This window comes from Streptomyces sp. NPDC049915 (assembly GCF_040656475.1).
Lineage (GTDB): Bacteria > Actinomycetota > Actinomycetes > Streptomycetales > Streptomycetaceae > Streptomyces.
On record NZ_JBFAMH010000028.1, the window covers coordinates 19994 to 39455 of the forward strand.

At 70.6% G+C, this 19462-nt stretch carries 19 protein-coding genes and 3 tRNA genes; 11 read left to right on the forward strand and 11 right to left on the reverse strand.

Translation table 11 applies throughout. From position 1 onward, the window contains the following. Positions 1 to 226 precede the first annotated feature (226 nt). Positions 227 to 427 (forward strand): DUF6274 family protein, encoded by a 201-nt coding sequence (locus AB0J12_RS32775; protein WP_363268242.1) that lies wholly within the window; start codon positions 227 to 229, stop codon positions 425 to 427. Positions 428 to 867: 440 nt separating this feature from the next. Here the strand turns inward: AB0J12_RS32775 and bldC are convergent, their stop codons facing one another. Both bldC and AB0J12_RS32785 read right to left on the reverse strand, forming a co-directional pair. Beyond that, positions 868 to 1074 carry a developmental transcriptional regulator BldC gene (gene bldC, locus AB0J12_RS32780; protein ID WP_003949541.1) on the reverse strand — a complete coding sequence of 69 codons (207 nt, stop codon included), beginning with the start codon at positions 1072 to 1074 and terminating at the stop codon, positions 868 to 870. Positions 1075 to 1664: 590 nt separating this feature from the next. Beyond that, on the reverse strand, positions 1665 to 2507 hold the full coding sequence (locus AB0J12_RS32785; protein WP_363268243.1) for a hypothetical protein: 843 nt from the start codon (positions 2505 to 2507) through the stop codon (positions 1665 to 1667). A gap of 243 nt (positions 2508 to 2750) precedes the next feature. On the opposite strand from AB0J12_RS32785, the gene AB0J12_RS32790 reads away from it, so the two are divergent. Continuing rightward, positions 2751 to 3857, forward strand: a complete 1107-nt coding sequence (locus AB0J12_RS32790) for a Glu/Leu/Phe/Val dehydrogenase dimerization domain-containing protein (RefSeq protein ID WP_363268244.1) — start codon at positions 2751 to 2753, stop codon at positions 3855 to 3857. A 314-nt stretch (positions 3858 to 4171) separates the two neighbouring features. Then, a complete protein-coding gene (locus tag AB0J12_RS32795; RefSeq protein WP_363268245.1) occupies positions 4172 to 4426 on the forward strand; it encodes a DUF3073 domain-containing protein in 255 nt (84 codons plus the stop codon). Positions 4427 to 4559: 133 nt separating this feature from the next. On the opposite strand, the gene purM is transcribed toward AB0J12_RS32795, so the two are convergent. The 7 genes from purM to purS form a co-directional block, all read right to left on the reverse strand. Continuing rightward, on the reverse strand, positions 4560 to 5624 hold the full coding sequence (purM, locus tag AB0J12_RS32800) for a phosphoribosylformylglycinamidine cyclo-ligase (RefSeq protein ID WP_363268246.1): 1065 nt from the start codon (positions 5622 to 5624) through the stop codon (positions 4560 to 4562). A gap of 43 nt (positions 5625 to 5667) precedes the next feature. Next, the gene (gene purF, locus AB0J12_RS32805; RefSeq protein WP_363268247.1) at positions 5668 to 7197 is read right to left on the reverse strand and encodes an amidophosphoribosyltransferase; all 1530 of its coding nucleotides are present in this window, start codon (positions 7195 to 7197) and stop codon (positions 5668 to 5670) included. Positions 7198 to 7258: 61 nt separating this feature from the next. Beyond that, positions 7259 to 7720: an META domain-containing protein gene (locus tag AB0J12_RS32810; protein ID WP_363268248.1), complete on the reverse strand. Its 462-nt coding sequence runs from the start codon at positions 7718 to 7720 to the stop codon at positions 7259 to 7261. A gap of 47 nt (positions 7721 to 7767) precedes the next feature. Next, positions 7768 to 8565 (reverse strand): sterol carrier family protein, encoded by a 798-nt coding sequence (locus tag AB0J12_RS32815; RefSeq protein WP_363268249.1) that lies wholly within the window; start codon positions 8563 to 8565, stop codon positions 7768 to 7770. Between the two features lie 131 nt (positions 8566 to 8696). Next, entirely contained in the window at positions 8697 to 10955 is a 2259-nt protein-coding gene (purL, locus tag AB0J12_RS32820) for a phosphoribosylformylglycinamidine synthase subunit PurL (RefSeq protein ID WP_363268250.1), read from the reverse strand. After that, a complete protein-coding gene (purQ, locus tag AB0J12_RS32825) occupies positions 10952 to 11632 on the reverse strand; it encodes a phosphoribosylformylglycinamidine synthase subunit PurQ (RefSeq protein WP_363268251.1) in 681 nt (226 codons plus the stop codon). Before purQ ends, purL begins: the two co-directional genes overlap by 4 nt. Next, positions 11629 to 11892: a phosphoribosylformylglycinamidine synthase subunit PurS gene (gene purS / locus AB0J12_RS32830; protein ID WP_361665493.1), complete on the reverse strand. Its 264-nt coding sequence runs from the start codon at positions 11890 to 11892 to the stop codon at positions 11629 to 11631. Before purS ends, purQ begins: the two co-directional genes overlap by 4 nt. Before the next feature lie 309 nt (positions 11893 to 12201). Between purS and AB0J12_RS32835 the strand changes: the two genes are divergently transcribed. The 8 genes from AB0J12_RS32835 to AB0J12_RS32870 all read left to right on the forward strand — a co-directional run bounded on the left by AB0J12_RS32835 (position 12202) and on the right by AB0J12_RS32870 (position 16827). Then, positions 12202 to 12519 (forward strand): Lsr2 family protein, encoded by a 318-nt coding sequence (locus AB0J12_RS32835; RefSeq protein ID WP_361636330.1) that lies wholly within the window; start codon positions 12202 to 12204, stop codon positions 12517 to 12519. 215 nt (positions 12520 to 12734) lie between these two features. Beyond that, a tRNA-Gly gene (locus tag AB0J12_RS32840) sits at positions 12735 to 12806 on the forward strand. Positions 12807 to 12886: 80 nt separating this feature from the next. Further along, positions 12887 to 12959: transfer RNA gene (locus AB0J12_RS32845), tRNA-Gly, on the forward strand. A gap of 134 nt (positions 12960 to 13093) precedes the next feature. Then, positions 13094 to 14044 (forward strand): ABC transporter ATP-binding protein, encoded by a 951-nt coding sequence (locus AB0J12_RS32850; protein WP_363268252.1) that lies wholly within the window; start codon positions 13094 to 13096, stop codon positions 14042 to 14044. Continuing rightward, positions 14041 to 14820 carry an ABC transporter permease gene (locus AB0J12_RS32855; RefSeq protein ID WP_363268253.1) on the forward strand — a complete coding sequence of 260 codons (780 nt, stop codon included), beginning with the start codon at positions 14041 to 14043 and terminating at the stop codon, positions 14818 to 14820. The genes AB0J12_RS32850 and AB0J12_RS32855 overlap by 4 nt, the downstream gene beginning before the upstream one ends. Positions 14821 to 14851: 31 nt before the next feature. Further along, complete coding sequence (locus AB0J12_RS32860) at positions 14852 to 16126, forward strand: histidine kinase (protein WP_363268254.1); 1275 nt, start codon at positions 14852 to 14854, stop codon at positions 16124 to 16126. Between the two features lie 2 nt (positions 16127 to 16128). Next, complete coding sequence (locus AB0J12_RS32865) at positions 16129 to 16731, forward strand: response regulator transcription factor (RefSeq protein WP_363268308.1); 603 nt, start codon at positions 16129 to 16131, stop codon at positions 16729 to 16731. 23 nt (positions 16732 to 16754) lie between these two features. After that, positions 16755 to 16827: transfer RNA gene (locus AB0J12_RS32870), tRNA-Gly, on the forward strand. A 107-nt stretch (positions 16828 to 16934) separates the two neighbouring features. Here AB0J12_RS32870 and AB0J12_RS32875 read toward each other — a convergent pair. Further along, on the reverse strand, positions 16935 to 17834 hold the full coding sequence (locus AB0J12_RS32875; protein ID WP_363268255.1) for a phosphoribosylaminoimidazolesuccinocarboxamide synthase: 900 nt from the start codon (positions 17832 to 17834) through the stop codon (positions 16935 to 16937). Positions 17835 to 17939: 105 nt separating this feature from the next. Beyond that, a complete protein-coding gene (locus tag AB0J12_RS32880; protein WP_363268256.1) occupies positions 17940 to 19448 on the reverse strand; it encodes a N,N-dimethylformamidase beta subunit family domain-containing protein in 1509 nt (502 codons plus the stop codon). Between the last annotated feature and the right edge of the window lie 14 nt (positions 19449 to 19462).

Below are 19462 nucleotides of genomic sequence, written 5' to 3' on the forward strand. Positions count from 1 at the left end.
ATGCCCGTCCCGCAAGGGGCGGGCTTTTTGCGTGCCTCCACACACCGCACCCGCCGATACAAACGGCCGAGAAACGCCCCCGCGGCCCCGGGTCGCGGTCGTGGAGCTTGCGGCTCCTCTTGTGCCCGGCGCGGCCCGGCAGGGACCCGTGGCCTTGACGGCGTCACATTCCGCCAGTACCCCAGAAGCACGGACCCGTTCCGCGCGGGGCTGACGGAGGTGGCGTATGGCGGCATCGGTGAAGCACGAGACGCGAGCGCTGCTCCGGGCGCATCTGTCGGCCGCGTCGTCGTACGGGCATCTGACCCGCCGCTGTCCGGTCTGCCATCGTCTGCAGCGGCTGGCGCTGGCCACGGCGCCGGCGAGCCCGCAGCCGGCCGGCGAGACCCTGGAGACGGGAGAGGACGAATCTCCCGGCGAGGCGTGAGCGCACCCGGGCCCAACGCCCTTGTCCGCGTGGGACGCTGGAAATCCGCGCCTCCATTAGCGCACGGCGGCGTCGGGCAACAAGGACAGTGGCATGTGACGGGAGTCACCGCACGAGTTTCCGGAGTGCCCGTTCTTACCCCACTCCTACAACCCGTCAATTTAATATGTGCAATTGCACCCTCGTCAGGGCATCCCCGCAGAGTCCCACCAGAGTCCGACAAGGGCGCTCACAGACCCCCGCCGGGACGCGCACCGTGCGCACCACGCGCACAAAAAAGATCGCGCTGGACCCGGCGGAGTCCAGCGCGATCGACGACGCACCCGTTCGTACCGTGTGGGCGTGGGGCCTGTTGGGGCAGTCCCCGCGTCGCTTGGAGCTGTGGTTCCGGGCGGTCCGACAGGTTGGGGGACCTGGCGTTTCGCCCGTTATTCAGTTGTTCAGGCCTCGCTGCGCTGCTGCGGGATGCCCGCGAGCAGAGCGCGGACCTCGGCCTCGCGGTAGCGGCGGTGCCCGCCGAGCGTGCGGATCGACGTGAGCTTGCCGGCCTTCGCCCAGCGCGTGACCGTCTTCGGGTCGACGCGGAACATGGTGGCGACCTCAGCCGGGGTCAGCAGCGGCTCGGCATCAGGGGTGCGAGCGGTCATGAGCGGCCTCCTCGGGAGAACCGAACCTTCTCGGTTCTTTCCTCTAAATTCTGCACCTTGACCCGCGTTGCCCGAAATGAGCGGACGCGAGTCGAGTCGGTTATAGGACGAACGGCTTGTCCTCGGCACTACAACTACACCATCTGTCCAGCCGCGTCGGCCAAACCGATGGAATTGCCCTCCCAGGTGTTCATCAGCGACGGAAGCCGATGGACCATGCCATAGCGGACAGTCACGCCACTGTGACGATCAGTCACAGTGGCGTCAGGAGATACCAGACCCCCCAAAGCGTGCAATGCTGAGATTCCGCCCACAGTGGAGCATAGTTGGGCGGCAGGAGCCCTCCCCGGACTCCTTGTCCTATTTTGGCACGAGGGCGGGTAACGGGCGCAAGGGGCATGTACGTGCCGTCTGTCACGCTTGACGCAAACGCCCGGATCGGGGCCTACGTCCCGTCAACTCGCGTAGTGCGGAGTCCGTCCGGTGCGTAGACCGTACGCGGTGAGGTGCGTCACGGCCGTGACGCACCTCACTTCACTCGAACCTCTGTCGGATCCTCTGGATCCTCCGGCACACGGCCTGGCGGTACGTCAGTTCGCCGAGCGCAGGTCGCGCACCGACCGCCAGCGCTCCACCAGCCGCCCGTAGGCCGCGCCGGCCGCCACCCCGTCCCCGCGCCGCAGCGCCGCGATCCCCTCGGCCACATCGGCGGCCGAGTGGTCGTCCTCCAGCGCCCCCGCGGGCAGCGCGTGGACCAGGCCGCCGTAGTCCAGCTCCACCAGGGAGCGCGGGTGGAACTCCTCCAGCCAGCGCCCCACGTCCATGACGCCCTCCACCAGCGGCCCCTCGTCCATGGTGTCCTTCAGCGTGCGCAGCGCCCGGGCGACCCGGCGCCGGGCCTGCACCATCGGAGTGCGGTAGCGCAGCACCGGGGCCAGGGCCGCGGAGCCCTTGTCGTACTCCCGCTCCTCGTCGGAGACCAGCACGAACCAGTTCAGCGGCACCTGCCAGGTGGCCGTGTGGATCCACGGCCTCGCGTCGGGGTTGCGCTCCCGCCAGCGCTCGTAGTCCTGGGCCGCCTGGCGGCGCACCACCTCGGGCAGGACGGCCTCCAGCACCGGCTTCGGCAGCTCCTCGCCCAGGCCGGCCAGCGCCTGCCAGCCGCGCAGCCGGGTCCGCCACGGGCAGACACACACCACGCCGTCCACCTCCAGCACGAAGGCGTCGTCGCTCTCGTGCACCGGCACCGCGACGGGCGGGACGGGCAGCAGGTCGGCCAGCGAGCGGCGGAGTTCCTCCTGGTAGGAGGGGCGCTCGGGGCGGCGGGCGTAGCGCGCCCAGTGGCCGCGCTCCGGCTCCGGGAAGGCGGCCAGCGGCTCGTACACCCGCAGATATGCCGCATACGGGACGATCACCGAGGACACCTTGGGCACCCCTGCTCCCTCCCCCGCGGGACGCTGCGGAAACCTTCCGGCCCGCACCCACACCCTGCGGGAAATCCATGCAAATCGTCGCACGGTCGCGCACGCGCGTACGTGGCCGTACTCCCTGAGAAGGTGATCTGCGGCACTGCGCGGCGCATGGCCGGTGACAGGCTCTACCCTCATGCCACGGGGCCCCGTCCACCCCCACGGAGCTCCGCGTCACTCGCCGCAATTTACTCAGGAGTCACCACCGTGACCGACGTAACCGGCGCACCTGTTGGTGTACTGCGCACCCTGTTCCACTCGGACCAGGGCGGCCATGAGCAGGTCGTGCTCTGCCAGGACCGCGCGAGCGGCCTGAAAGCCGTCATCGCCCTTCACTCCACCGCGCTGGGCCCCGCGCTCGGCGGCACGCGCTTCTACCCGTACGCCACCGAGGAGGAGGCCGTCGCCGACGCCCTCAACCTCGCGCGCGGCATGTCGTACAAGAACGCCATGGCCGGTCTCGACCACGGCGGCGGCAAGGCCGTGATCATCGGCGATCCGGAGCGGGACAAGACCGAGGAGCTGCTGCTCGCCTACGGTCGCATGGTCGCCTCGCTCGGCGGCCGGTACGTCACCGCGTGCGACGTCGGCACCTACGTCGCCGACATGGACGTCGTGGCCCGCGAGTGCCGCTGGACCACCGGCCGCTCCCCGGAGAACGGCGGCGCCGGCGACTCCTCCGTGCTCACCGCCTTCGGCGTCTACCAGGGCATGCGCGCCTCCGCGCAGCACCTGTGGGGCGACCCGTCGCTGCGCGGCCGCAAGGTCGGCATCGCCGGTGTCGGCAAGGTCGGCCACCACCTGGTCGAGCACCTGCGTGCGGAGGGCGCCGAGGTCGTCGTCACCGATGTGCGCGAGGACGCCGTACGCCGCATCCTCGACCGGCACCCCGAGGGTGTCCGCGCCGTCGCCGACACCGAGGCGCTGATCCGGACCGAGGGCCTGGACGTCTACGCCCCCTGCGCGCTCGGCGGCGCGCTGAACGACGACACCGTGCCGGTGCTGACCGCGAAGGTCGTCTGCGGCGCGGCGAACAACCAGCTCGCCCACCCGGGGGTGGAGAAGGACGTCGCCGACCGCGGGATCCTCTACGCGCCGGACTACGTGGTGAACGCGGGCGGGGTCATCCAGGTCGCCGACGAGCTGCACGGCTTCGACTTCGACCGGTGCAAGGCGAAGGCCGCGAAGATCTTCGACACCACGCTGGCCATATTCGCGCGTGCGAAGGAAGACGGCATTCCGCCGGCCGCGGCGGCCGACCGGATCGCCGAGCAGCGGATGGCCGAGGCCGCCGCCGCCAAGCGCGGACGCTGACGTTCCGTACCGCTCGCCGTACGGCGAGCGCACGGGTTCGTGCGGTACCTGCCGGTGGGGACTTCGAGAGAACTCTCACTTCCACCGGCGGGTCGTCCTCGGATAAGTGGTTAAAATCGCCATTGACCAGCGAGGACGGGGCGCCTCGGTGGTCCTGTGCACACGCGCGTGCTGCGGGCGACGTACCGTATGGGCGCGGGCTCAGGTACCGTGGAAGCCCTACGGACCGGCCTCTCTGCGGAGAGTCCGTGCCGGAACATGAACGCGTGTCAGACTCTGGGGCCGTCGAGCCCCGTCGTTGAGGGGGTCGAGCCATGGGGCGCGGCCGGGCCAAGGCCAAGCAGACGAAGGTCGCCCGCCAGCTGAAGTACAACAGCGGTGGGACGGACCTCACACGCCTGGCCGAGGAGCTGGGCGCATCGACGTCGAACCAGTCGCCGAACGGCGACCGGTTCGAGGACGATGAGCACGACGACGACGACCTGTACTCCCGGTACGCCGACCTCTATGGGGACGACGACGAGGAGGACGAGGACGACCAGTCCTCGCAACACCGTCGCGGCGCGTAAGACTGCACGGCATCCGCCGTTTCACCCGGTCCGGGGTTCACCTCCGGACCGGGTTTCGTGCTGCCGTGCCGCGGGCTCCGCCCCTTGAGGGACCCCACGCTCTGCGAGCGGCGGGGCCCCGGGGGCCGGTACGTCACGCGTAGTCGCCGACCAGTTCCGCGCCGGTGGTGTGCTCGCCCCGGTCGGTGATCTCACCGGCGACCCAGGCCTCCACGTCGCGGTCGGCCAGCGTGGCCAGGGCCACGTCCACCGACTGCTGCGGGACGATCGCCATCATGCCGACGCCCATGTTCAGCGTCTTCTCCAGCTCCAGCCGCTCGACCTTTCCGGTGCGGCCGACGAGGTCGAAGATCGGGTCCGGCGTCCAGGTGGAGCGGTCGACCACGGCGTGCAGCGTGTCCGGGATCACCCGGGCGAGGTTCGCGGCGAGGCCGCCGCCGGTGATGTGGCTGTAGGCGTGCACCTCGGCCGTCCGGGTGAGCGCCAGGCAGTCCAGCGAGTAGATCTTGGTGGGCTCCAGCAGCTCCTCGCCGAGGGTGCGGCCGAGCTCCTCGATCCGGGCGTCCAGGGACAGACCGGACTGGTTCAGCAGGACGTGCCGCACCAGCGAGTACCCGTTCGAGTGAAGCCCGGAGGACGCCATGGCGATGACGGCGTCACCCGTGCGGATGCGATCCGGGCCGAGCAGCCGGTCGGCCTCCACGACGCCCGTACCGGCGCCCGCGACATCGAAGTCGTCCGCGCCCAGCAGACCGGGGTGTTCGGCCGTCTCGCCACCCACCAGGGCGCAGCCGGCCAGCACGCAGCCCTCCGCGATGCCCTTGACGATCGCGGCGACCCGCTCGGGGTGGACCTTGCCGACGCAGATGTAGTCGGTCATGAACAGCGGCTCGGCGCCGCACACCACGATGTCGTCCATGACCATCGCGACCAGGTCGTGGCCGATGGTGTCGTAGACACCCATCTGGCGGGCGATGTCGACCTTCGTGCCCACGCCGTCGGTGGCGGAGGCGAGCAGCGGCCGCTCGTAGCGCTTGAGGGCGGAGGCGTCGAAGAGGCCGGCGAAGCCGCCGAGTCCGCCGAGGACCTCGGGGCGCTGCGTCTTCTTCACCCACTCCTTCATCAGCTCGACGGCGCGGTCGCCCGCTTCGATGTCGACGCCGGCAGCCGCGTAGGAGGCACCAGTTGTCTCAGACATGGTGAGGAGAACTTTCGTGTCGTACGGCAGGTGATGCGGCGCCCTACGGGCGGCGAATGGCGTCGGCGGCGGCCGTGGCGGCGGGACCCGCGGCCAGCTCGGTCTCCAGCAGCTGCTTGCCGAGCAGCTCGGGGTCGGGCAGCTCCATCGGGTACTCGCCGTCGAAGCAGGCGCGGCACAGGTTCGGCTTGGCGATGGTGGTCGCCTCGATCATGCCGTCGATGGAGATGTACGCCAGCGAGTCGGCGCCCAGGCTGGTGCCGATCTCGTCGATGGTCATGCCGTTGGCGATGAGCTCCGCGCGCGTGGCGAAGTCGATGCCGAAGAAGCAGGGCCACTTCACGGGCGGCGAGGAGATCCGGATGTGGACCTCGGCGGCGCCCGCCTCGCGCAGCATGCGCACCAGGGCGCGCTGGGTGTTGCCGCGGACGATCGAGTCGTCGACGACGACCAGGCGCTTGCCCTTGATGACTTCCTTGAGCGGGTTCAGCTTCAGGCGGATGCCGAGCTGGCGGATGGTCTGCGAGGGCTGGATGAAGGTCCGGCCCACGTAGGCGTTCTTCACCAGGCCGGCGCCGAACGGGATGCCGGAGGCCTCCGCGTAGCCGATGGCGGCCGGGGTGCCGGACTCCGGCGTCGCTATCACCAGGTCGGCCTCGACGGGCGCCTCCTTGGCGAGGCGGCGGCCCATCTCCACGCGGGAGAGGTACACGTTCCGGCCGGCGATGTCGGTGTCCGGGCGGGCCAGGTACACGTACTCGAAGACACAGCCCTTGGGCTTTGCTTCCGCGAATCGGGAGGTGCGCAGGCCGTTCTCGTCGATGGCGACGAACTCGCCCGGCTCGATCTCGCGGACGTAGCTGGCGCCGCAGATGTCCAGGGCGGCGGACTCGGAGGCCACCACCCAGCCGCGCTCCAGGCGGCCCAGGACCAGCGGGCGGATGCCCTGCGGGTCACGGCCGGCGTAGAGGGTGTGCTCGTCCATGAAGACGAGCGAGAAGGCTCCCCGCACCTTCGGGAGGACGACGTGCGCCGCCTCCTCGATGGTCAGCGGCTTGCCGTCCTCGTCGACCTGGGCGGCCAGCAGGGCCGTCAGCAGGTCGGTGTCGTTGGTGGCCGCCACCCGGGTGGAGCGGCTGTTGGTGTCGCTCGGCAGGTCGGCGACCATCTCCGCGAGCTGCGCGGTGTTGACCAGGTTGCCGTTGTGGCCGAGCGCGATCGAGCCGTGCGCGGTGGCACGGAACGTCGGCTGGGCGTTCTCCCACACGGAGGCGCCGGTGGTCGAGTAGCGGGCGTGTCCGACCGCGATGTGACCCTGGAGCGAACCGAGCGAGGTTTCGTCGAAGACCTGGGAAACCAGGCCCATGTCCTTGAAGACGAGGATCTGGGAGCCGTTGCTGACCGCGATTCCCGCGGATTCCTGACCCCGGTGCTGGAGGGCGTAGAGCCCGAAGTACGTGAGCTTTGCGACCTCTTCACCCGGAGCCCAGACACCGAAGACGCCGCAAGCGTCCTGGGGGCCTTTTTCGCCGGGAAGCAGATCGTGATTGAGTCGACCGTCACCACGTGGCACGTTCTCGAGTGTAGGCGAGATCGACCACTGGTCCGAATTGGGGATGTGCGGACCCTACGGATCACTTCCGTGCCACGGCTTGGATGATCGTTCCGTTTGCGCAGGTCAGCGTGAGGGTGCGGTGCTCGATGCGGTACTTGAGCGTGCTGTTGAAGACGCCGAGCAGGGTCCGCTCGGTGCGCATGAGTGAGGCGTCGCACATCATTCGGGTCGTGGTCGGGGACCCCAGGGTGATATGCCCGTCGCGCACGGTGGCGGTGGCGCTGAAATGGTTGCAGCCGAGGCGGCCGCCGGCCTTGCCGGTCTTCGCGTCGAGGCTGAGGTGCGCGGTGCTCCTGGGGTGATCGGTGCCCGCGTGCGTGGTGATGCTTTGAATGCGCCAGTCGGTGCCGGTCACGGAGGGTTCGGGGCTGACGGTGCCACTGCCGGCCTGCCCCGCGTGTTCGCTGCCGCAGGCCGCCGTGGCCAGGGGGACGAGCAGGGCGGCGGCCATCAGGGTCATGCGCTGCGTGTGCCTGTCCATGCCGGTTGGACGGGGCCGTCGAGGGGCTGGTTCCGCACTGCGTGTGGTCAGGCCAGCAACGGCAGCAGGCCGCTCAGATCGGCCCGCTCCCCGCTCGCGCCGACCTTGGCCGCATCGACGGCGTCCTTCCACTCCAGCCGCCCGGTGGCGAGCCGGATCCAGGTGAGCGGGTCGGTCTCGACCACGTTGGGCGGGGTGCCACGGGTGTGCCGGGGCCCCTCGACGCACTGCACGACGGCGTACGGCGGGATCCGCACCTCGGTGGCGCCCCCGGGCGCCTTGACGGCGAGGGCGTCGGCGAGCAGCCGGGTGCACGCGGCGAGCGCCTGCCGGTCGAAGGGCACGTCGAGGCCCGGTACGGCCGCGTTCAGGTCGTCGGTGTGGACGATCAGCTCGACGGTGCGGGTGACCAGGTAGTCGTCCACCGTCAGCGCGCCCCCGCTCGCGGCCAGCAGCCGGGTGCCGGGGTGGGCGGCGAGGTCGGCGGTGAAGCGCTCCTCGGCGGCGGCGAGGTAGGCATCGAGGTCGGGGTGCTCGTCGGCGAGCTTGCGGGCGTGCCCGGCGATGTCGGGCGCCTCGGCGGCGATCGCGAAGGGCCAGTCGAGCAGCGCCCCGCCCGGCCGGGCGGGCTCGGGCAGGCTCACCAGCCGGGAGAACGCGCGCAGGGTCATGCCGAGGTGGGCGACCAGGTCCCGCACGGTCCACTCGCCGAGCCGGGTGGGCAGCGCGAGTTGCTCGGGGGTGAGGGTGCGCACCGCCTCGCGCACGTGCCCGAACTGGGCGTGGACGGCGGTGCGGATCTTGACCGGGTCGTAGGTCCGGGTGCGTTTCTTCGCCGGGGGCATGGCGGCGAGCCTATGCCTTGACGCCGTGTCGGCTCAGGCCGATTTGGCTCGGCTCGTCGCCGGCTGGCGGGAGAGCGAAGGCCCCGCCCGTGCGGGGCGGGGCCTTCGGTGTCGTACGGACCGGCCGGTGGTTACGCCAGCAGCGCCGGGATCGTCTCCTCGTGGGCCGTGCGCAGGTCCTCCAGGGACAGCTCGAACTCGCCCTGGAGCTCGATGGTGCCGCCGTCCACGACGCCGACGCGGGTGGCCGGCAGGCCGCGGGCACCGCACATGTCGTTGAAGCGGACCTCCTCCGAACGCGGCACCGCGACGATCGCGCGGCCCGCCGACTCGGAGAAGAGGAAGGTGAACGCGTCCAGACCGTCCGGGACGATCAGACGGGCGCCCTTCTCCCCGAGCAGCGCCGACTCGACCACGGCCTGGATCAGGCCGCCGTCGGACAGGTCGTGCGCGGAGTCGATCATGCCGTCGCGGGAGGCGGAGATCAGGATCTCGGCGAGCAGGCGCTCGCGCTCCAGGTCCACCTTGGGGGGCAGGCCGCCCAGGTGGTCGTGGATCACCTGCGACCAGGCCGAACCGCCGAACTCATCACGCGTGTCGCCGAGGAGGTACAGCAGCTGGCCCTCCTCCTGGAAGGCGACGGGCGTACGGCGGGCGACGTCGTCGATCACGCCGAGGACCGCCACGACCGGGGTCGGGTGGATGGCGGCCTCGCCGGTCTGGTTGTACAGCGAGACGTTGCCGCCGGTCACCGGGGTGCCGAGCTGCCGGCAGCCGTCCGCCAGACCGCGCACGGCCTCCGCGAACTGCCACATGACCGCCGGGTCCTCGGGCGAGCCGAAGTTCAGGCAGTCCGACACGGCGAGCGGCTTCGCGCCGGTCGTGGCGACGTTGCGGTAGGCCTCGGCGAGGGCCAGCTGCGCGCCCGTGTACGGGTCGAGCTTGGCGTACCGGCCGTTGCCGTCGGTGGCGATGGCCACGCCGAGACCGGTCTCCTCGTCGATGCGGATCATGCCGGAGTCCTCGGGCTGGGCGAGGACGGTGTTGCCCTGCACGAAGTGGTCGTACTGGGACGTGATCCACTTCTTGGAGGCCTGGTTCGGGGAGGCGACCAGCTTCAGGACCTGCTCGCGCAGTTCCTGCGAAGTCGCCGGACGCGGCAGCTTGTTCGCGTCGTCGGCCTGCAGCTCGTCCTGCCAGGGCGGGCGGGCGTACGGGCGCTCGTAGGTCGGGCCCTCGTGGGCGACCGTGCGCGGGTCGACGTCGACGATCTTCTCGCCGTGCCAGAAGATCTCCAGACGGTCGCCGTCGGTCACCTCACCGATGACCGTGGCGATGACGTCCCACTTCTCGCAGATCTCGAGGAAGCGGTCGACCTTCTCCGGCTCGACGACCGCGCACATGCGCTCCTGCGACTCGCTCATGAGGATTTCCTCGGGCGAGAGCGTCGAGTCGCGCAGGGGTACGTCGTCGAGGGTGACGCGCATGCCGCCGGAGCCGTTGGACGCCAGCTCGGACGTGGCGCAGGACAGGCCCGCCGCGCCGAGGTCCTGGATGCCGACGACCAGCTTCTCCTTGAACGCCTCCAGGGTGCACTCGATGAGGAGCTTCTCCTGGAAGGGGTCGCCGACCTGCACCGCGGGGCGCTTCGACGGCTTGGCGTCGTCGAAGGTCTCCGAGGCGAGGATCGACGCGCCGCCGATGCCGTCGCCGCCGGTGCGGGCGCCGTACAGGATGACCATGTTGCCCGCGCCGGACGCCTTCGCGAGGTGGATGTCCTCGTGCCGCATCACGCCGATGGCACCGGCGTTGACCAGCGGGTTGCCCTGGTAGCAGGCGTCGAAGACGACCTCGCCGCCGATGTTGGGCAGGCCGAGGCAGTTGCCGTAGCCGCCGATGCCGGCGACCACGCCTGGCAGGACGCGCTTGGTGTCGGGGTGGTCGGCCGCGCCGAAGCGCAGCGGGTCCACGACCGCGACCGGGCGGGCGCCCATCGCGATGATGTCGCGGACGATGCCGCCGACGCCGGTCGCGGCGCCCTGGTAGGGCTCCACGTACGACGGGTGGTTGTGCGACTCGACCTTGAAGGTGACCGCGTAGCCCTGGCCGACGTCGACGACACCGGCGTTCTCACCGATGCCGACCAGCAGGGCGTCGTTCTCGGGGGCCTTCTCGCCGAACTGGCGGAGGTGGACCTTGGAGGACTTGTACGAGCAGTGCTCGGACCACATGACCGAGTACATGGCGAGCTCGGCTCCGGTGGGCCGGCGGCCGAGAATCTCGACCACGCGCTCGTACTCGTCCTTCTTCAGGCCGAGTTCGGCCCAGGGCAGCTCGACGTCGGGGGTCGCGGCCGCGTGCTCGACCGTGTCCAGAGGCGTCCGGCTCATGCGTTGACCAGCTTCTTGAGGATCGAGGTGAAGAACGGGAGACCGTCGGTGCGGCCGGTGCCGATCAGCGGCTCGACGGCATGCTCCGGGTGCGGCATCAGACCGACGACGTTGCCGGCCTCGTTGGTGATGCCGGCGATGTCCCGCAGGGAGCCGTTGGGGTTGAAGTCCACGTACCGGAAGGCGACGCGGCCCTCCGCCTCCAGCTTGTCGAGCGTGTACTCGTCGGCGACGTACCGGCCGTCCATGTTCTTCAGCGGGATGTGGATCTCCTGACCGGCGCTGTAGTCGCTGGTCCAGGAGGTCTCCGCGTTCTCCACCCGCAGCTTCTGGTCGCGGCAGATGAAGTGGAGGTGGTCGTTGCCGAGCATCGCGCCCGGGAGGAGGTGGGCCTCGGTGAGGATCTGGAAGCCGTTGCAGATGCCGAGGACCGGCAGGCCGGCCTTTGCCTGCTCGATGACGGTGTCCATCACCGGCGAGAAGCGGGCGATGGCGCCGGCGCGCAGGTAATCGCCGTAGGAGAAACCACCGCACAGCACCACGGCGTCGACCTGGTGGAGGTCCTTGTCCTTGTGCCACAGGGCGACGGGTTCGGCGCCCGCGAGGCGGATCGCGCGCTGCGTGTCCCGGTCGTCGAGAGATCCCGGGAAAGTGACGACGCCGATACGAGCGGTCACTTCGCCGCCTCCGCGACTTCCTCGACCTTGACGGTGAAGTCCTCGATCACGGTGTTGGCGAGGAAGGACTCCGCAAGATCGTGAATGCGGGCGAGGGCGGCGTCGTCGACCGGGCCCTCAACTTCCAGTTCGAATCGCTTTCCCTGACGGACGTCCGAGATCCCTTCGAATCCCAGGCGCGGCAGCGCACGCTGGACCGCCTGGCCCTGGGGGTCGAGGATCTCCGGCTTGAGCATGACGTCGACTACGACGCGTGCCACTGGCACTCCCGGTGTGTGGTGCTGAGCAGGTTCCTTCAGACTACCCGCACAAAATTTCTACGCGAGTAGAGTTGTAGGAAACTACGTGACCGTCATCACGATCCGGCATCGGGCGGGTACGCTCGCGAAAAGTTCTGGGAAAGATCCCCGATGGACTCGCGATACCTATTGCACCGGGACACGCGGGGCGATTTAGTCGGGCTTCACTTTCCAATGGCACGCCCTGTACAAATGAAATGCCGATAACCGATACTCGGCACGTCATCGCAGATGAGCTGTAACAAGGTGCCGCAGAAGGGACCGATATTCGTGGCGCAGAAGGTCGTGGTCACGCTCTTTGACGACATGGACGGCTCGGAAGCGGCGGAAACGGTCGCCTTCGGACTCGACGGCAAGTCGTACGAGATCGACCTGAACGAAACCAACGCCAAGAAACTGCGCAAGGCGCTCGCGCCCTACGTGGAGGCCGGCCGCAAGCGCTCGCGGTCCGGCAAGGCGTACCAGCAGACCGAGGTCGCCCCCGACCCGGCGGCCGTGCGGGCCTGGGCCCAGGCCAACAAGATGGACGTCCCGGCCCGCGGCAGGATCCCCAAGAAGGTCTACGAGGCATTCGCCGCGGCCCGCTGAGGGACCACCCGGCACCGGGCGGTGGGGCTGGTTCACCCCGCCCGGCGCCGAGCCGGTGGTGCGGGCCCGGCGAGGCGCGTGCCGCCCCGCACCGCACTCCGACGCCCGGTCAGCCCCGCTCGCGGGAAGCCGACTTGCGCTGCACCCCTCCCGGTCGGCTAAAGTCTGAGCACGCCGCGGGGCGAAAGCCGAAAGGCCCAGCTCATAGCGGTTGTGCGGGTGTAGTTCAGTAGTAGAACATCCCTCTTCCAGGGGGAAGACGCAGTGTGCGATTCCTGTCACCCGCTCTGTACCGCCGTCATGACCACACATGTGGATCGGGTAGGCTGGTGCACGCACCGATCGGTGGGAGCCGGTCGGCCGCAATGCGGACGTAGCTCAGTTGGTAGAGCGCAACCTTGCCAAGGTTGAGGTCGCGAGTTCGAGCCTCGTCGTCCGCTCGGGAATGAGACCCCGGTCCTCTTGGGACCGGGGTCTTCTTCATGTTTCCCGCCCTTTCCGATCTGACATTTGTCATGAGCAGTGATGACGGCGCGCACTGCCGGGCGCTTCGATGTGCCGGGACGCTGAAGTCATGGACACGAACGAACACGTGATTGAGGTCACCGACCTCCGGCGTGTGTACGGGGGCGGCTTCCAGGCGGTGCGCGGCATCACGTTTCACGTGAAACGCGGGGAGGCCTTCGCGCTGCTCGGCACCAACGGCGCCGGTAAGACGTCCACCGTCGAACTGCTGGAGGGGCTCGCCCGGCCCTCCAGCGGCCGGGTACGCATCCTCGGCCACGATCCGTACAGCGAGCGCGCCGCCGTACGGCCGCGCACCGGCGTGATGCTTCAGGAAAGCGGCTTCCCCTCCGAGTTGACCGTCGCCGAGACGGCACGGATGTGGGCGGGATGTGTGAGCGGGGCCCGGCCCGTGGACGAGGCGCTGACGCTGGTCGGACTGACCGCCCGGGCCGGGGTGCGGGTGAAGCAGCTCTCCGGCGGCGAGCGGCGCCGGCTCGATCTGGCGCTCGCGCTTCTCGGCAATCCCGAGGTGCTGTTCCTCGACGAGCCGACGACCGGTCTGGACGCCGAGGGCCGGCGGGAGACCTGGGATCTGGTCCGGGCACTGCGCGACACCGGTACGACGGTCCTGCTGACCACGCACTACCTGGAGGAGGCCGAAGATCTCGCCGACCGGCTGGCGATCCTGCACGAGGGGCGCATCGCGGCCGCCGGCACCCCGGCCGAGGTGACCGCGGCCGAGCCGTCGCGGATCACCTTCGAACTGCCCGAGGGATACCTCCTCGGCGATCTGCCGGCGCTGCCCGGTCTCGGGGTGTGCGGGCACGAGGTGGACGGCCGGATCGTCCGGCTGCGCACGCGGGAACTGCAGCGCACGGCCACCGAACTGCTGGTGTGGGCCCAGCGGGTGGGGATGGAGCTGCGCCGGCTGGATGTGCGGTCGGCGTCGCTGGAAGAGGCGTTCCTGGGGATCGCACGGGAGGCAGCCGGATCGAGGACCGAGGAGTACGCGGCATGAGCATCATGACGACGACGTCCGCCGCGGGGCGGATGGCGGCACTGGCGCGGGCCGAGCTGACGCTGCTCGGCCGGAGCAAGGGCGTGATCGTCACGGCCGTGTTCGTGCCGCTTGTCATGCCGGTCATCGTCCGGTCGGCGGTCAAGGACATGGACCTCGCCGGCGCCGGCCTGACCGTCGGACTCGCGGTACTGCCCGCCGCGATCGGCTTCTCGTTGCTGTTCGCCGTCTACGCCGGGCTGGTCGGCGTCTTCGCCTCCCGGCGCGAGGAACTGGTGCTCAAGCGGCTGCGCACCGGTGAGCTGCGGGACGCGGAGATCCTCGCCGGAGCCTCGCTGCCGGCCGTGCTGACGGGGCTGGTGCAGTCGCTGGTGCTGGTGGTGGCCTGCACGGCAGTACTCCACGTGGACGCCCCCAAGGCGCCGCTTCTGGCCGTCCTGGGGCTGCTGGCGGGGCTGGTGCTGTGCGCCGCGCTGGCCGCGCTCACCGCGAGCTTCTCCCGGTCCGTGGAGAGCGCGCAGGTCACTTCGCTGCCGCTGATCCTCGCGTCGATGGCCGGCTCCGGGATGATGGTGCCGCTGGAGCTGTTCCCGGACCGGGTGGCCTCGGTGTGCGAACTGCTGCCGCTGAGCCCGGTGATGACCCTGGTCCGCGGCGGCTGGACCGGCACACTCTCGGCTCACGAGACGCTGGGCGCCGTCGCGACCGCACTGGTCTGGATCGTCGTCGCGGTGTTTGCTGTACGCCGGTGGTTCCGGTGGGAGCCGCGGCGCTGACCACGCCGGGCGAGGAACAGGGGAGGAAGCGGTGCTGGGCCGGATACGGGGGTGGCAGCGGCGCCACTGGCGGGAGCGGAGCAAGGCGGAACGGGTCGAGCTGCAGTCCCTGGTGAGCTGGTACATCAGCATCTGGGCGTTCACCGGGACCTGGATGCTGCTGCCCCTCTCCGGAGACCTGCGCCACGACACCGTGTCGCTGGTCCTGGGCGGACTGCTGGGCCTGGTCGGTGTGGCGCAGTGCCTGTGGGGCAACCTGCTCACCCGCCCCGCTCTCGACCACTACCTGGGGCGTCGTGCCCTGCCCGGGCGGCGGCTGGCCGGCCCGGCCGTGCTGCTGGCGCTGGGCGTGGTGCTCATCGGGATCCTTCGCGGCACCGGCTCCGTCCCGTCGTTCGCCGGCCGGCTGCTGCTGGGCGCCGTCCTGACGGCGTTCGGGGTCGTGTACGCCCTCTGGGTGCCACCAAGGACGTTTCTGCTGCACGGCGCCGCACTCGGCGCGGTCTGCCTGATCGCGTCCGCCCTCACCGGAGGCACCGGTGCCGACATCCTGATGGACGGATGTCTGGTCGCCTTCAGTCTCCTGTTCTCCCTGGCCGCCTGCCGCTGCGGTGCCTGGACCCTGTCCGTGCTGTGGGAGGCCGAACGGTCCCGGGACATCGAGGCACGGCTCGCCGTCGCCGAGGAACGGCTGCGGTTCGGGCGGGACCTGCACGACGTGATGGGGCGCAACCTCGCGGTGATCGCGCTGAAGAGCGAGCTGGCGGTGCAGCTGGCGCGGCGGGGCCGGCCGGAGGCCGTGGAGCAGATGATCGAGGTCCAGCGGATCGCGCAGGAGTCGCAGCGGGAGGTGCGGGAGGTCGTGCGGGGCTACCGGGAGGCCGATCTGGGGGTGGAACTGGCCGGGGCGCAGGGTGTGCTGACGGCCGCCGGGATCGCGTGCCAGGTGTCCGGCGAGGTCCGCGGGCTGCCGGCCGGCGTGCAGTCGGCGCTGGCCTGGGTGGTGCGCGAGGCGACGACGAACGTGCTGCGGCACGGGGACGCCGCCCGGTGCTCGGTGGCCGTGGAGGTGGCGGAGGGGCGTGTGGTGCTGACGGTGGAGAACGACGGCGCGGGCGCCGTGCGCGGCGGAGCGGGCGGTTCGGGGCTCGTCGGGCTGCGGGAACGGCTCGCGCAGGTCGACGGGACGCTGGCGGCGGGACCGGCCGAGGAATGCCTGTTCCGGGTGGTGGCCGAGGTGCCGCTGGCGTCCGCGCCGCCGCCCCGGTCCTCGGCGCCGGCCCCGGTCGAGGGGGGCGTGGCGTGAGCGTGCGGGTGCTGCTCGCGGACGACGAGCACCTCATCCGGGGTGCGCTGGCCGCGCTGCTCGCGCTGGAGGACGACCTGGTGGTGGTCGCGGAGGCGGCGAGCGGGCCGGAGGCGCTGGCGATGGCGCGGGCCCACGAGCCCGATGTGGCGGTTCTGGATCTGCAGATGCCGGGGGCCGACGGTGTGAAGGTCGCCACATCCCTGCGCACCGAACTGCCGGGCTGCCGGGTACTGATCGTCACCAGTCACGGCCGGCCCGGGCATCTCAAGCGGGCCCTGGCGGCCGGGGTGCGCGGCTTCGTGCCGAAGACGGTGAGCGCGCAGCGGCTCGCCGAGATCATCCGCACCGTGCACGCCGGAAACCGCTATGTGGACCCGGAATTGGCCGCGGACGCGATCTCCTCCGGGGACTCGCCGCTGACCGCGCGGGAGGCCGAGGTGCTCGAACTCGCCGCCGACGGGGCACCCGTCACGGAGATCGCCGAGCGGGCCGCGCTGTCGCCCGGAACGGTGCGGAACTACCTCTCCTCCGCCGTGACGAAGCTCGGTGCGGGGAACCGGCATGCGGCAGTGCGTCTCGCACGCGAGCGAGGTTGGGTATAGTTGCTCTCGCGCCACGGCGCAATGCGGACGTAGCTCAGTTGGTAGAGCGCAACCTTGCCAAGGTTGAGGTCGCGAGTTCGAGCCTCGTCGTCCGCTCTGTGGAAGAAGCCCCCGGTTCCGGCCGGGGGCTTCTTGCGTTTCCGCGGTGTGCGCCGCTCCGGCCCCAGGGAGGTGCCCCCGGCTCTCACCGGGGGCGGGGCGCGTCAGCTCCAGCGCACGCCGGTCAGGCGCTCGTACGCCTCGACGTACTTGGCGCGGGTGGCCTCGACCACCTGCTCGGGCAGCTCCGGCGGAGGCTGCTCGCTCGTGCGGTCCCAGCCGGACTCGGCCGAGGTGAGCCAGTTGCGCACGAACTGCTTGTCGTACGACGGCTGGGTACGGCCGGGCTGCCACTGGTCGGCCGGCCAGAAGCGGGAGGAGTCCGGGGTGAGCACCTCGTCGGCGATGACCAGCTGCTCGCCCTCGAAGCCGAACTCGAACTTGGTGTCGGCGAGGATGATCCCGCGCTCACGGGCGATGTCCCGGGCCCGGGCGTACACGGCGAGGGTGGCCTGGCGCAGCTGGGCGGCGGTCTCGGCGCCGATCTGGCGGGCGACCTCCTCGTAGGAGACGTTCTCGTCGTGCTCGCCGACCTCGGCCTTGGTGGCCGGGGTGAAGATCGGGCCGGGCAGCTCCGAGCCGTCGACCAGGCCCTCGGGCAGGGCGAGCCCGCACACCGTGCGCGAGGCGTTGTACTCGACGAGGCCCGAGCCGGTGAGGTAACCCCGGGCCACGCACTCCACCGGGACCATCTTCAGCGACTTGCACACCAGGGTGCGGCCGCGCCAGTCGTCGGGGGCGCCCTCGGGCAGCTCGGTGCTCAGCACATGGTTGGGGACCAGGTCGACGAGCTGGTCGAACCACCACAGGGAGAGCTGGGTGAGGATGCGGCCCTTGTCGGGGATCTCCGTGGGCAGCACCCAGTCGTAGGCGGACATGCGGTCGCTGGCGACCATCACGAGGTCGCCCGCCTCGTTCTGGTACAGCTCGCGCACCTTTCCGGTGTGCAGATGCACCAGGCCCGGCACCTGAAGGGGCTCGGGCTTTTCTACGAATCCGGACACGGTTCCTCCCCGTGGGTCTGTCCAATGGCTTGATTGTCCCGTATGGGGGACGTGCCCTGGACGCCGGGTCGGCGGGAGCGGCCCCGGCAAACCCCCGCGGGCCGTTCAGTCCCGTTTGCAGATGCGGTCGAGGAGGTTGGCCGTGGCGCGCTGGATGCGCGGGTCCACATGGCCGGGGCGGTCCAGGGCCGGGGGCCAGGCGAAGGTGCCGGCAGCGAACACCCAGGCGCCGGAGGGGGCCCGGTAGAGGGACGTCTCCTGATGGCGCAGGACGCCCTCGCTGTCGGCGTACGGGGAGTGGGCCAGCAGGATGCGCTCCTCGTGCTCGGGCAGCGCGGTGCGCGGGAAGTAGCGGTCGGCCTCGCCGGCGACCAGTCCGTCCAGCGCCTGGCCGTCGTGCGCCCCGGTCGCCTCCCACAGCCAGTGGTCGGCGTTGCGGACGATCAGCGGGTGGGGTTCCGGGACCCGTCCGGCGTACTGGATGCCGATCAGCTGCTGCTCGGGGCGGTCGATCTCCCGCCACAGCAGGGACTTGCCCGGGCCCTTGCGCTTGCGCTTGCGGCAGGTCAGCAGGCGGTCGGGGACGCCGGACGGGGACGGGCCGAGCTCGACCTGCCAGTACATGGTGTTGGCGGACAGGAACACCAGGGACGTGCCGTGGTCGCGGGCCTGCTCGACGGCCCGGCGCATCGGGACGGACCAGTACTCGTCGTGCCCGGGGAAGACCAGGCCGCGGTAGCGCGCCGGGTCGATGCGGCCGGCGTGCAGGTCGCGGGCGTCGGCGTAGGCGAGGTCGTAGCCGTAGCGCTCGGCCCAGCGGATGAAGTCGTAGGCGTGCCCGACGTGCAGCGGCAGGCCCGCGCCGGCGTAGGGGCGGTCGAAGGAGACGGTCGTGGCCGCGTCCGCCTCGCCGAGCAGCCGGCCCTCCTCGTCCCACGCGTGGTACAGGCTGGCGCCGGTGCGCCCGTCTTCCGGGTAGAGGTTGTACGCCTGCCATGTCACGTCCGGCAGGAGCAGCAGCAGGTCGGCGGACCGGTCGTCGCGCACGGTGAAAGGGATGTGCGAGCGGTAGCGGCCGTCGCCGGTGGTGAGGACCGCCACATACGCGCCGACGCTCCAGAACGACGGGATCTGCAGCCGCCAGGACAGCCACCAGTGGTGGCAGGAGACCGTGCGGTCCGCGGCGAGCGGGGGCGGCTGGACGATGCCGGACAGCCGGGGGCTGGTGGTGATCTTGGCGGCGCCGTCACCGCCGTAGTGGCCGATGCGGTAGACGTCGACGAAGAACTCCTGGGGCGGGTCGACTGTGACGTGGAAGTCGACCGCCTCGCCCGGGGCGACGGCGCCGGTGGAGACGAAGCCCTTGATCTGGCGGTGCACGTCGTCGGCGGAGCGCAGGTCGTGCCGCTCGGTGCGGGGGGCGGGGACGCGGGCGGTCCCCTGACGGGCGCTCTGCGGGGGGACCGGGTCGACGTACCAGGGGACGACGTGTCCGGTGTCGTCGAAGTACGTCTCGCTGCCGCGCAGCCAGGGAACGGGGCCCTGGCCGAAGGGGTCCGTCACGGCGTGCGCCAGTGCTCCCGACTCCCAGCGGCGGATCTGCTCCGACCCCATGATCGCTCCCCTCC